At 27.7% G+C, this 13,663-nt stretch carries 9 protein-coding genes; 1 reads left to right on the top strand and 8 read right to left on the bottom strand.

Annotated elements, in window-relative coordinates; genetic code table 4:
- Positions 1-75 precede the first annotated feature (75 nt).
- The 6 genes from OF364_RS00525 to uvrB all read right to left on the bottom strand — a co-directional run bounded on the left by OF364_RS00525 (position 76) and on the right by uvrB (position 9,177).
- Positions 76-741 carry a LemA family protein gene (locus OF364_RS00525; RefSeq protein ID WP_263752309.1) on the bottom strand — a complete coding sequence of 222 codons (666 nt, stop codon included), beginning with the start codon at positions 739-741 and terminating at the stop codon, positions 76-78.
- A 32-nt stretch (positions 742-773) separates the two neighbouring features.
- Positions 774-2,648 (bottom strand): hypothetical protein, encoded by a 1,875-nt coding sequence (locus tag OF364_RS00530; protein WP_263773917.1) that lies wholly within the window; start codon positions 2,646-2,648, stop codon positions 774-776.
- Positions 2,649-2,682: 34 nt separating this feature from the next.
- Entirely contained in the window at positions 2,683-3,930 is a 1,248-nt protein-coding gene (locus tag OF364_RS00535; RefSeq protein WP_205851187.1) for a hypothetical protein, read from the bottom strand.
- Positions 3,931-3,960: 30 nt separating this feature from the next.
- The gene (locus tag OF364_RS00540; protein WP_263773918.1) at positions 3,961-5,616 is read right to left on the bottom strand and encodes a ribonuclease J; all 1,656 of its coding nucleotides are present in this window, start codon (positions 5,614-5,616) and stop codon (positions 3,961-3,963) included.
- Between the two features lie 213 nt (positions 5,617-5,829).
- Positions 5,830-7,137: an MnuA family membrane nuclease gene (locus OF364_RS00545; protein ID WP_263773919.1), complete on the bottom strand. Its 1,308-nt coding sequence runs from the start codon at positions 7,135-7,137 to the stop codon at positions 5,830-5,832.
- Positions 7,138-7,206: 69 nt separating this feature from the next.
- Entirely contained in the window at positions 7,207-9,177 is a 1,971-nt protein-coding gene (gene uvrB / locus OF364_RS00550) for an excinuclease ABC subunit UvrB (protein ID WP_263773920.1), read from the bottom strand.
- Between the two features lie 74 nt (positions 9,178-9,251).
- Between uvrB and OF364_RS00555 the strand changes: the two genes are divergently transcribed.
- Entirely contained in the window at positions 9,252-10,052 is an 801-nt protein-coding gene (locus OF364_RS00555; protein WP_263773921.1) for a leucine-rich repeat domain-containing protein, read from the top strand.
- A gap of 48 nt (positions 10,053-10,100) precedes the next feature.
- On the opposite strand, the gene OF364_RS00560 is transcribed toward OF364_RS00555, so the two are convergent.
- Both OF364_RS00560 and OF364_RS00565 read right to left on the bottom strand, forming a co-directional pair.
- Positions 10,101-10,397 carry a virulence protein gene (locus OF364_RS00560; RefSeq protein ID WP_205851182.1) on the bottom strand — a complete coding sequence of 99 codons (297 nt, stop codon included), beginning with the start codon at positions 10,395-10,397 and terminating at the stop codon, positions 10,101-10,103.
- A gap of 166 nt (positions 10,398-10,563) precedes the next feature.
- Positions 10,564-13,485 carry an AAA family ATPase gene (locus OF364_RS00565; RefSeq protein WP_263752300.1) on the bottom strand — a complete coding sequence of 974 codons (2,922 nt, stop codon included), beginning with the start codon at positions 13,483-13,485 and terminating at the stop codon, positions 10,564-10,566.
- Between the last annotated feature and the right edge of the window lie 178 nt (positions 13,486-13,663).

The raw sequence follows: 13,663 nt of genomic DNA on the forward strand, positions 1-13,663 counted from the left end.
TATTAGCTTATTTATAAGCTAATGAAATTTTTGTTTTGAATTAGGAAAATAAAAAATGCCAACTGGCATTTAGTATTATTTAAACATTGTTGACAATGAACTAGTATCAACGTCTTGTCTTTCAGTTTCAGAAGCCTGAAATAGTGGTTGGTTATATGCACCTATTTTTTTAGCTACAACATTTGTTCAAAATTGATAAATACTTGAATTAAATATTCTAACTATACCATTGTAGTGTCTTATTGTTGAATAAATTTCATCTTCTTGCAAGGCGATTTCAGTTTGAAATTGTAAAAAGCTACGGTTTGCTTTTAGGTCTGGGTATTGTTCAAATTGAACATTAATTCCTCTTTGAACAGTGTCTAAAGCACTTGCCATTTTAATTGGATCTTCTTCAGTTTCTAAGTCATTAAGTTTTGAACGGTATTTAGTTATTTCTTTTAATGTCTTAGATTCAAAATTTGCATATCCAACTACAGCATCTAGTTGTTTTAATAGGATTGCTCTTCTTTTTTTCTCAGCTGCTTGAATTAATGAAGAAGCTTCTTGAATTCTATTCATTTGTGCTAATAAAAGGTTTTTTCTTTTAATAACAGCAATGAAAAAGAAACCAAGAGTAATTATGTATAGTAAAACATATAAAAATTTTTCTCCTCCAGTTACTGTTGGATGTTTAATTGAATTATCTACATCTGGTTTAAAGCCTTCCTTTTGTTGGGGTGTTCTTGAATCGAATAACATGTTTTTCCTCCATTTGGTTTTGCTATATTAAATTATAATAAATTAATAATATTTTCTAGTTCTTTTGGTTCTAGATCATCATTTATAAAGATAAATAACCCATCATTATCAATCAAAATTTGAGAATCTTCCTTGATTACAGATTTAACATTTTTTATTTGTTTAATCAATTCTAAATACTTGGTCATTTCTTTAGGGTTTTGAGTCATATTCAAATTAAAATTAATAGACCAATCTTCTTCATTAGATAAAAATTCTTCTTTCATTAAAACCGATGTTTCAATATCGCTGTTATAAGACATGAATGCGCCTTGCGTCTTAGTATAATGTTTTGGCGAATAAACTATGAATTTAAGTTCTTCAAAATAGTTATATTTTGTATAAGGAACATTAACTATAACCCCTTCTTTAAAAACGCTATCTATTAAATTTTCAGCTCAATATGAAGACATTATTACTGGTAATACAATAGTGTCATTTAAATGATATACACCTTCAATTACATAGCGCTCATCTTTATCCACACTGTTGGTTTTTAATATTAATTTTGATCCAGCAACCGCTTTAGTTAAAACTCCATAATGACTTAAGACTCTGGTCTCATCAAATTTTTTGTCATCGATATATGTTGATAAATAACTTCCATATTGACTGAAATTTTCTGAAGCTATATTTTTATTCAAATATGCTTGAGTAATTGATTTGAAAATCGGATATAAATTTAAAATCATTATTTGAAGTAAAAAATTATAAATGCTTAATGGCTCAATGAATTGACTTGAATCAAAATATAATGACATTCAATTATGAGTAACATCATAAAATCTATAGTCCATTTCTATTCGATCACGAACATAATTTCTTGTAGTATATAAGTTCCTTGCAAACTTGAACATAGAATGTGTATTGCCATTAAAATACTTTGAAAACTCAACAAAATTTTCTTGAGTTTTTAGCTGAAAATAAGTCATAAATTTTATTTTTTCATTGAAATTAAAATTGAAGTGTTGATAAAATTCAGCATTTTCTAAAAGAAATTCACCTTTTTTTATTCTGTTGTTATATTCTTTTAAACTAAATTTATTAGAAATTGGGCTAAATGATAGCTCTGGTAAATAGTTTGTTGGTATATTAACAGATTGTTTAATATCAATAAATGGGGTAGGTTCTGAGTGATATGCCACAACAGCATGTGTTATTCAACCATCTTTTGTTTTAATTTGTTTGTATGCTGTACCTGAAGTTACAACTGGTCTTCATTCCTCAGTGCTATATACAACATCATAAAAAACCGAATTACGAATGTCATATTTTGATATTGAATAAAAAGAATAAAATTTGTCGTTTTGCTGAAACATATTTATTTCTTCATCATTAAATGATTTAATTTCATTAATTTCCATCGCCTTCAAAATTTTGTTTTTTCAATCAACAATCGAATTGTTACTAAAAATTTGCGATAAATTGTAAAAATTGTCATCAAGTTGATCTTTAATTTGTTGGCTTCTTTCATTTAAAAATTGATTAAATTCCTTAATTACTTTTCTGTTTTTAATAAAGAAACCTAAGAAGAATAAACCAACTATTAAGAAACAAAAAAACACAATAAAGTAGTTCGCTGCTCATTTTGCATTGATTTTTTTATCTTTTCTTTCTTTTTTTATTTCATTGATTAAATCATTAATTTTATCCTTGCTGGATTCAACTTTTTTTAAAGTGTCGCCATGTTTAGCTTCTATTTCATCATTTCAAACCTTATCAAGTGAAGGTTTAATTTTGCTAATTAAAGGTTCATAAATAGTGTGTACTTGGTCACTAAAGATCTTATCTCAATCCAATGGACGTTCTGAAATAACCTCAAAGCTTGTTTTTGATTGATTTTTCTTGATTTTCTTTTGGTTTTTCATAAATATTTACTTTCCTTAACAAAATGTCTATAAACTAAAATAGCTTTTCTTTATCTTCAATTATAGAAAATCTTTTTGATTCTTGAGGATTTTTGGCTTTCGTTGGCTCAGGTTGTTGATCTAATTGTACTTCTAAGTCTTCTTCTTCAAATTGCTCATCAAAACTTATATCTTCAATGTTATTATGATAGCTAAAAGAATTTACGTTTTGTACTTCAGAAGTGTTTAGTTTTGAAGATGCAATTGAAATATCTTCTTTTGAAGGGGTATTAAGTTTATTTTGAAAATTGGACTCTTCTTCAATATTTATAAATTCATTTGTTACTTTATAATTAGCAACTGGGTTTTGTTCATCCTTATTGAAATAACTTTTATTTTCCTTCATTTCTGTTTTAAGAGCAGCTTCAAATTCTTGAGTACTAAAGTCTGGTTCATCTATAATGATTCTTTTATTTAGCTCTTGTTGATGTTGCTGCTCTTTCTGTTGATTTAGAGCAATTTCAGAGCTGTCTATTTTAATTTCTTCCTTTAAGTTGGCGTTTTTGTTTATATTTAGTTGTTTATCTAAATTAGCATTTATATTTTTTTGCAAATGGTCTTTTGATTCAGCTTTGTTTGTTTTATTTTTTATTCTGAATATTTTTTTAAATCTCTTATCACTTACAAAAAGAGTAGCAAATGCCAAGCAAAATAAAATTATTGGAAATATATAAGAAGTTACCATTCCAGCTGTTTTTCCTGGAAAAGCAAAAAGCACATAAAATAAACTAAATATTGAGCCTGGAGTTCATTTGTTAGGTAATAAAACTACATTTTCAGGTGCTGCTTTACTTTCCTTGAAATCAAGGTATCATTTGGACATGATTTTAGATAAGGCATCTCTAAATGTAAAAGTATCTGGTTTATATTTGGTGTAATAAATTGAAGTGCCTAATAAAATTAAAGTTACTATTATGATACTAATACGTCACAAACTAAAATGAAAAACACCCACTGAATAGGTATTCTTCATTTTGAATATTTTTTTAAGTGCTAGTAATAATAATAGTGCATATATAACTATCGAAAACATACCAAAAAACATACCAAAAGTATAAGAGTGCATTGTTGTCAATCCTCTTACATTTAAAAAAGAAATCACAATGAAAAAAACCAAAGCAAAACTAACTATTGTTCATATAAATGCCTTATCTTTTAAGAAAAAATAAAACTTTGTTTTCTTGGTTTTTAAGATTTCTGGTTTTGGAACAGAGTTTTCTTGTGTGTTGATGTTTTCTTTCATGTGTTGCCCTATTTAACTTTTTAAATTATATTATATCTCATACAATGTTATAACAAACATCGGTTCTTTACTTAAAACCTTATAAACTTTTCTTTTCATACTTTTACGCAATTTTTCTTGAATAGCTTTTAAATCAAGTGCTTTTGTTGTTTCATCTTTAAATTCTTTATAAAACAAATCATTAACGATTTTAGTAATAGTTTCTTTATTATCTTTAGTAATAATTCCATAAGATGTGATGTGTAATTCTCCAAGAGGTTTTTTGGTTTTATAATCAATTAAGGAACTAAGAGCTATGATGCCATCTCTGGCTAAAGTTTCTCTTTCATTTATTACTTCTTGAGAAATATCTCCAATACCAAAGCCGTCAATTATTGTATCTCCAATACCTTTAATTGATTTTTTTTGTGACACTAATTCATTGTTTACAAATTCAGCAATTTTGCCATTTTGTAAAACTATACAATTATTAAAATTCATTCCAGCATCTCTGGCAATGTGTGATGCAACTACTAGGTATCTATATAACCCTTGAATAGGAATAAAATATTTAGGTTTAAGTGCTTTTATAATGGTATATATATCTTCTTTGGCAGGATTACATGAATAATATTGGTCTGAACCCAGTTCAATTAGATTTGAAGTATTACGTGCAATTTCATCAAGTGTCAGTGCATAATTAACTTCTAGACCATTTACTGGTGGAGCTATAACAATTACTGCATCATCTTTTTTTAGTTTTAAATAAACGTCATTATTAGAAGCTATTCTTATAAATCTTAAATATAATCTTTCAATAGCACCAGTAACTAAAATCACAGCATTTTTTGTTTCATTAGCTAAGCGATAATCAATAAATTCTGGTAATTGCAACTCTGGGTTTATTTTGATTACTAAATTGATTAATTGTGAATAATTACGTCCATATGTAATAACGGGGCGATTATATCTTTTAGCAAGTACTAAAATTTCATGTGCTGTGATCATATCTTCATCATATAAACCAACAATAATTCTTTTATTCATTGCTGTTTCTTTAAATTTATATTCTATTTTTTTTGAAATTCAAAGCTTGTCTATACTTTTGCCTGGATAGTTTGAATGACCTGAATCTAGTATTAATAATTGAACTTTTTTACCATTATTTATAATTGATTGAATTTTTTTAATATCCATTTTGCCATATGGCCCTAAATCGCCATCCACAAAATTGGTCATAAAAATTATATTTCCTTCACTGTATTCAAAATTTAGACCTATTTGACCTGGTAAACCACCTGCAACATCAAAAGGACTAATAATTATGTCATTTAATTTTAAGGGTGATTTAAGTGTTTTAACTTCATAGTTTCTGGTTTCAATATTATATTTTGAAATTCTATCTAATAAAACAATTCTATTAAAAGGACTAGTGTATATTTTAAGTCCGGGAATTTTCATTAGTAATCAAGGAACAGCTGAAAAAGATTCATTTTTAACATCTGTTATAAATAAACCTACAATGTCTTTTTTTCTTCTTTCTAAAAATTCATAATTACATATTAGAGTATCAATACCATTATGTGAATTTATTGGCACTTTTGTACCTGAATTAATTACATATAATTTCTCATTGATCTCTAAAACATAAGCATTTTTACCATTTTCGTCTAAGCCACCTAATGCAAAAAAATTAATTTTATTCATATTTCTCCTTTGAGCATTTAATTTATTATTTTTAAAAGAAATTTTGCGTTGTTGTTAATAACAATTTTAGCAATTTTTAACTTCTTTTAATGAATATAACTAAAAAGGTTACTTTTTAAGGTCAATAATCTGTTTTTTTGGTGTTTGATTTATAACTATCAAAAAATTAAAAGGAATGTCATTAGCTAACATTCCTCTAATTAAATCATAAGTTTAGTCTATAACAATTTCAGACCCTAAATATGTGTGGTCACTTAATACACTTGGCTTACTTATTTTAGTGCCTTTTGGAATAGCAATTCCTTGCTCTTCAAATTTTTGAATGTAATAAGAATCTGTTATTGTTTTTCAAATATCAAAAATAAATGGGTTAGAAATTTTGAATTCAGTTTTATAGATTAATTTGTCATAAGGTTGAGAATATTTACCAGGCTTAGTGCTTAATGAAGTTTTATGTTCATCTCTATCTTCAAAAATAAATTTATATCTGTTACCCATAGATTCAAAAGCAATTTTTTGTTTACCTTTCTTGATGTTAGTGTCACCACCAAAAAATATATTACTTTGCTGCCCATCTATTGAATCGAAATAATCCAATACATCTACTAATTTCTTTGATTCTCGATATTCATATATTCCTATTCCTGTTTCTTTATACGTTCCTTCACCTTTTTTGACTCCAGGGCCATCAAAATGAGAAAATACAAAAGTCATTTTTTTGGCTGGTTTTAAATTATATTTAAATTTAACACCATAAGGAGGTCTAGAATATTGTGCATCTTTTTCCTTAATACCATCATCAAATGTTTTTTGTCAACTATAGCCAATTTCACCATTATCAAATGCCTCTGGAGCTACTTTTTGAGTATTATAAATAATAGCTACATGTTCAGCAGAACTTGGATTAAATTTATCTCCCTTTAGTTTTTTTGAAATTACATATGAATATTTATTCGAACTACCGTCATATAAGTTTAGATATTTAGTCATTTCCTGAACACCGAATTCGTGACCAACCTCTGTTAAGCCTAAAATATCAAATTTTTCTAAAAATGTAAGTAAAGCCAATCTTTTGGTTTTTGCTTCTTGTTTAGTTTTATCTCCTGTAAATTTTAGGACATTTCAATGACCTCATTTTAAGGTGTGCTTTTTTTCGTCTTTAACTTCAGTAATACGTTCTTTAAACTTTTTATACTCTTCGTCTATTTGTTTTAGAATTTCTTCAGAATCTTCATTTTCTATTTTTTCTTTAAATATAACTAATTGAGCCTGAAACTCTTCAATTAATTTTTTTCGTTCTTCATTGTTTTGGTTTTTTAGTTCTTCTAATTCAACTAATATTTGGTCTAATTTTTGTTTAATTTCTTTAGTTTTATCTTCCGCTTTTTTAGATGAATCGGTATCATCTTTTTCTTCAGTTTTTAGTTCAACCTGTTTGGTGTCCTTGTAACAACTAACTGTAATAGCTGGTACAATTGGAACTGCCAAAGAAGCTAGTAGTAGTATTTTTGATTTGTTCATACACATATATGATAAATGTTTTTTTATTATTATTTACAAAATAATTATAAAAACAATAACAAGTTTTATTTAGTCAATATCGATATTGTTTTCTCTTAAATAAGTTTGTATTTCAATAGCTCTATCAAAGTTTCTATTTCTAGCGGCTTCATCCATTTCTCTAATTAATTGTTTAATATATTTGCGGTTATGAGTTTTAGATTCATTTCCAATATCTTCAATTTTAAAATTTAAAGCTACATCTTGAATTATTTTGGGAATGGCTTTAATTATGGTTTGTGGAACTATATTATGTTCTAAATTATATTTTTGCTGAATGCTTCGTTTTAGTAGGTTATCATCAATTGTTTCTTTCATTGATTTAGTCATTTCGTTTGCAAAAAAGATAACTCTACCATGATCATTTCTAGCGGCACGTCCAACAATTTGGACCAACGAGCGCTTATCTCTAGATAAGCCAGTTATATCAGCATCTAAGACTAAAATTAAGCTGACTTCTGGTAAATCAATACCTTCTCGCAACAAGTTTATCCCAATTACAACATCATATTTTCCAAGTCTTAGGCCATTTAAAATATTATTTCTTTCAAATACTTTAAATTCATTGTGTATATATGCTGACTTGAATTTTTTTTCTTTTAGATAATATGCTAATTCTTCAGCGTTCTTTTTAGTATGTGTAAGAATTAATGTTCTTTCGTTTTTTGAAATTTGTTCTTTTAATAAGTCATGAATAACGTTAATTTGATTTGCTTTAGGTTTGATTTCTATTATTGGATCTAATAAACCTGTTGGTCTTATGAATTGAGTAATTAATTCGCCTTCAGCATTAGAGATTTCTTCATCTCCGGGAGTTGCTGACAAATACACTCTAGGTAAGTCAATTTGTTGATATTCGCTATATTTTAATGGTCTATTATCTAAAGCAGAAGGTAATCTAAAACCATATTGAACTAGCGTTTCTTTTCTTGATCTGTCGCCTTCATACATTCCTTTTAACTGTGGTAACATTAAATGACTTTCATCAATATAAATAACTGTATCTTCATGCAAATAATCAAAAAGTGTATAAGGTTTTTGACCTGCTTTTCTTCCGTCCATATATCTTGAATAATTTTCCATGCCATTGGTATAACCAAATTCTCGAATTGAATCTAAATCGTTTCTAGTTCTATCTTCAATTCTTTGAGCTTCCACATACTTTTCATTTTGTTTAAAATAAGAAACTCTTTCTTCCATTTCTTTTTCTATTTCATTACAAATCTGATCCATATTGTCCATATTAATTAAGTAGGTTGTGGAAGGAAAAATTGTTAGTTCTTTTACTTGTTCTACTTCATCTTTTGTAATAGGATCAATGAAACTAATTTTAACTATTTCATCATCATATAATTCGATTTGAATGTGATAATCAAATTTATATCCAGGACTAATTGTAATAATATTGCCAAAAGAACTAAATTCACCTTGTTCTATTTGAGGGGCCAAACGCTTGTTTTCATAACGCAGTTTAATCAAGTTTCTCATTATTTCTTTTTTAGTAGTTTTTTGTCCTACACTAATTGGAAAGAAATGTTTACGATATTCTTTGGGATTGAATTCACCATAGATTGATGCCACACTGGCCACGACAATCGTGTCATATCTTGTACTTAATGCATTTACCGCTGACATTCTCATAGCTTCAATTTGCTTATTATTTTTGGATGTTTTTTCTACATATTGGTCCGAAGAAACTATATAAGCCTCAGGGCGATAATAATCAAAATAAGAAATAAAATATTCGACTCTGTTTTCTGGAAAAAGTTCTTTTAATTCCATATATAGTTGACTAGCTAAAGTTTTGTTATGACTTATGACTAAAGCAGGTCTATTTGTTTTTGCAATTACGTTTGCGAGAGTAAAAGTTTTTCCACTACCAGTTACACCTAATAAAACCTGGTGTTTTTTATTATTGATTATTCCTTCAGCAAGTTGATTAATTGCTTGTGGCTGGTCTCCTGAAGGTTGAAACTTAGAAACTAGTTTAAATTTTTTCATGGTTTAATTATAAACCACAGCACCAGAATTTTTAGAGCAGAAGCGGCCTTTTTGTGGTAAAATAGCATGTAATTATGAAAAAATCAAACAAAATATTATTATCACTTATTGGGCTTTCAACACCTATTATTGCGGGTGTATCTTTAATTTCTTGTGGAAAAAAAGAAAAACTTAATGATTTTGCAAGAAGGTATCTAATAAGTAAAGAAAATACATTAATAAATTATGACAAAAGTACAAAAACTTTTGATCTTTCTAAAGAAGATATAAAATCTATTCCTGCGGCAGCTTTTTCATTTCAGTCTATTAATTTATTAAAATATCCTGAAATTAAAAATTTCTTAGAAAATGTAGAAAAAGTTATTTTACCGAATAATGTGGAAGTTATAGGTAAAGGTGCTTTTTTAGGATTAGGTATTAAAGAATTTGTTTTTAATACAACCTCAAGTAAACTAAAAACAATAGAACAAGAAGCATTCAAACAAAATAAGTTACAAAATTTAGTTTTACCTTCTTCTATTAAAGAAATACATGAAGAAGCTTTTTATGGTAACGAAATTAGTAATGTTAACCTTCCAGACCTAAAAGAATTAAAAAAATTAAGTATTGGTGTATTTGCCGAAAACAAATTAACAACAATTAATTTATCTAATATAAATGCTATTGAACCTTCAGCATTAGCTCTGAATAGCTTTGTTGAATTAGAATTGCCTGCTAATTTAAATAATTGTTCACCAAAATTATTTTTCTTTAGCGGTGAAATGAAAAATGTTCAAAAAGTGAAATTAAAGGTTTTAAATGAAATACTTAAAAAAGAATTAAAAAATTCATTAACTTCTTCAAAAGAGCCTCTTTACTTTGAAATAATTGATTAAGCTAGAATTTTCTAGTTTTTTTATTTTAAAAAAATAGAGCAATGTGCCCTATTCTTCTCCAATTATATATTCAGTGAAATTTGACAAATCTTCCATCTTAAAAACGTGTAAAGATACTAAGGATTTTTTAAATCAAGAAATAGTTTTTATATGTTGCAAGGCTTTAGTTATTTGTAATAGATTATTGATTGAACGTGAAAAATAAAAGCTATTTGATAATCAATGAAACCCGTAATGCCTTAAAATATCTCTGACATCTTCATATGCTTGCTTGTAATTTTCATTACCTTTTCCATATTCTCTAATTAATATTTCTTTTCTTAAATAAAAAACTAGCCCGTACATAATTCTCCTTAATTTTTGAAATTTAATTGCGCTTATTATTATACCACAAAACGCACTTAAAATATTGCTATGGGACCTCATAACTGTAATTAATTGCCATAATTTAAGAGATAATTTAAAATTCAAACAAAAAATTGAGCGCTATAAACTCAATTTTTTTAAAAAATTAATCAATCAACTTTTGAGCTTCAGTTAAGTTAACACTAAAGAATGTGGTAACCCCTCTTTTTTGCATTGTTGCACCATATAGTTTATCAACTCTTTCCATTGTTCCTTGACGGTGTGTAATAACAATAAATTGTGTATTTTCTTTTAAACTTTGTAAGAATTCAGCAAAACGAATAACATTGGCTTCATCTAAAGCGGCTTCTACTTCGTCTAATATACATAGAGGTAATGGTTTTGCTTTAAGTAATGAGAATAATAGAGATATAGCTATAAGTGCTTTTTCTCCTCCTGAGAATAATTTTAAATTCTTGATTGATTTACCAGGAGGTTGCGCCATAACATCAATTCCACTATCTAATAAGTTTTCGGGATCGGTATATCTTATTTCAGCCATACCGCCACCGAACATTTTTGAGAATACGTATTTAAATTCGTTATTAGCTAAAGTGACTGTGTTACTTATTCTTTCAATAATAATTTTATCCATTTCGGCAATAACTTCTTCAATTGTTATTTTGGCATCAATTATGTCTTTTTCTTGTTTCTTAACTTCGTTATATCTATTCTCTGTTTCTTCTAGTTGAGCAATAGAGTCTAAATTAACGTGTCCCAAGTCCTTGATATCATTTTTTAAGTCGTTTACAGCTCTTCTAGCTGTATCAAAATCAATTTCCGGATTATATAATTCTCTTGCCGTTTCAAACAACATATTATATTGTTCTGATAATCTTTGTTTAGCATAATTTATTGAAGTTTCTGCTTTAGATTTTTCAGCTATTTTTTGAGAGTTTTCCATAATTAAAGCATTTAATTCATTACTTGCTTCAGATTGTTTAAAGTTAGCTTCAGAATACTCTTTTTTAGCAGTTTGTAATAGTTCAGATTGTGAAGTTTTTTTGGCGTTTAGTTCGCTTCTTTCTAAAGTTAATTTTTGAATTTTTAATGATATATCAACTGTTTCTAAATCCGCGATTTTTTCTTTAGATATATTTTCATATTGAACTCTTAATTCATCAAATTTTCTATAAGCTTCTTCAAGAGACATACTTTGTTTTGTTTTATCAAGACTTAAATTAGTATGTAAGCCTGATAATTCATTGATTTTTTGACTAATTTCATTTACTTCTTTTTCTTTTGCAGAAATAAACTCAATTAGTTCAGGTTTTTTAGATTCTAATTCTTTTATTCTTTCTTCAATATTTAGTATATTTGAACTTTCATTTTTTTGACCACCAGTTATTACACCACCAGATCTGATAATATCTCCTTCTAGAGTTACTACCATATACCTTTTTTCTAATAACTGTGATATTCTGTTTGCATTTTCAATATTATCAGCAACTAAAATGCTACCTAATAAAAATCCTTTTAAAATGTCAAATTCTTTTTCAACTTGAACTAATTCTGAAGCAACTCCCAAGAACCCTTTTTGAGTTTGAGCCACAACTATGTGTTGTTCTAAAATACGTTTAGGACTAATTGAAGCTAAAGGTATAAATGTTGCTCTACCACCACGATTTTGTTTTAAGAATTCAACTGCTTTAACTGCTGTTTCAGAATTATCAACAACAATGTGTTGTAGCGCGTTAGTTAAAGTTGTTTCAATTGCAAGTGCATAGCGAGAATCTACGTTTAATATCTCTGATACTAATCCCTTATATCCTTTAAATAAATGGGCATTTTCTACCACATGCTTTGTACCTTTTTGAAGATTAGTTTTAGAGTGTCTCATTTCTTGAATAACATCGAGTGTTGAATTTATTTTTTGTAGGTTTTGTCTTTTAATATCTAGCTCTCTTTTTAGATTGTTATTCTTTGCTGAAAGATCTTGAATTTCTTGAGATATTTCAGATATTTTTTGCTTTTGATCTTCAATGTATGTTTTAGAATATGCTATCTTAGTATTTAAAGTACTCAATTCGTCTTTTAGAGCTTGAATTTTTTGTTCGGTGGTAACTTTAATTTCTCCACTAATTAGCATTTCTCTTTGTTTTTCTTCACGAGCAGATCTAATTTCTAATTCAGATATTTCTGCTGTAATTTCGTCAATTCTTTGATTTAACTTAACTATTGATTGATCAAGGTTCAAAGTTGCGGCTTCTTTTTGTTTATAAAGATCTTGATACATCTTGATTTTAATCTCTAGTTCCTCTTTTTGTTGATTGTAAGCCAAACCTTCAGAATTAAGTTGTTCAAGTCTTTCTGAATATGACATAAAATCATGGACTAAAACTGAAACTTCAATTTCTTTTAGTTGTTCTGATTTTTGTTTATAAATAATTGCTTTTTCTGCTTGCTTTTGTAATGGTTTAATTTGTCTTTCAAGTTCTTGAACAATTGTCCCTATTTGTTCCAAAGCAGCATCTGTTCTTTCAAGTTTTCGCATAGCTTCTTGTTTTTTAGAACGATACATTGAAGTCCCCGAAGCCTCTTCAAAAATTTCTCTTCTTCTTTCAGGGGTTGCTTCAGCAATATCTGAAATTGTACCTTGACCAATGATAGCTAATGATGATTTTGAAATACCACTTTGCATAGCTATTTCTTTGATATCTCTTTGTCTTGCCACTTCTCCATTAATGTAGTATTCGTTAGCACCCTTACCACGGTTTAGAACACGAGAAATTGTAAAATAGTCATGAGGTATGCTTACTGCTCTATCTCTATTATCAAATGTTAAAATTACTTCTGCCTTGTTCATTTCTTTTTCGGTTTTAGAACCCGCAAAAATAACGTCTTCCATGTTATCACCACGAAGAACTTTTGAACTAGTTTCACCTAAAACTCATCTTATGGCATCGTTGATATTAGACTTACCAGAACCGTTAGGACCTATTATGGCAACTACTCCACCATCAAACTTTAATGATACTTTATCAGCAAATGATTTAAACCCATGTGCCTCTACTTGTATTAGTTTCATTATTTTCCTTTCAAAATTAATACACAAATGCGTATCTATACATTATAAAAGAAAAATTCTTACCTACTAAAAAATAGGCTTTTTGTAACTTTTTTTGGCTTAAAATGGTCACTATTTTTAATAAATTTAATTTATCGATAAGCAAATTTGAATTGTTGGGTCTGTTTCAAGTTTTTTT

This window comes from Mycoplasma enhydrae (genome assembly GCF_025779955.1).
Taxonomy (GTDB): domain Bacteria; phylum Bacillota_I; class Bacilli_A; order Mycoplasmatales; family Metamycoplasmataceae; genus Metamycoplasma; species Metamycoplasma enhydrae.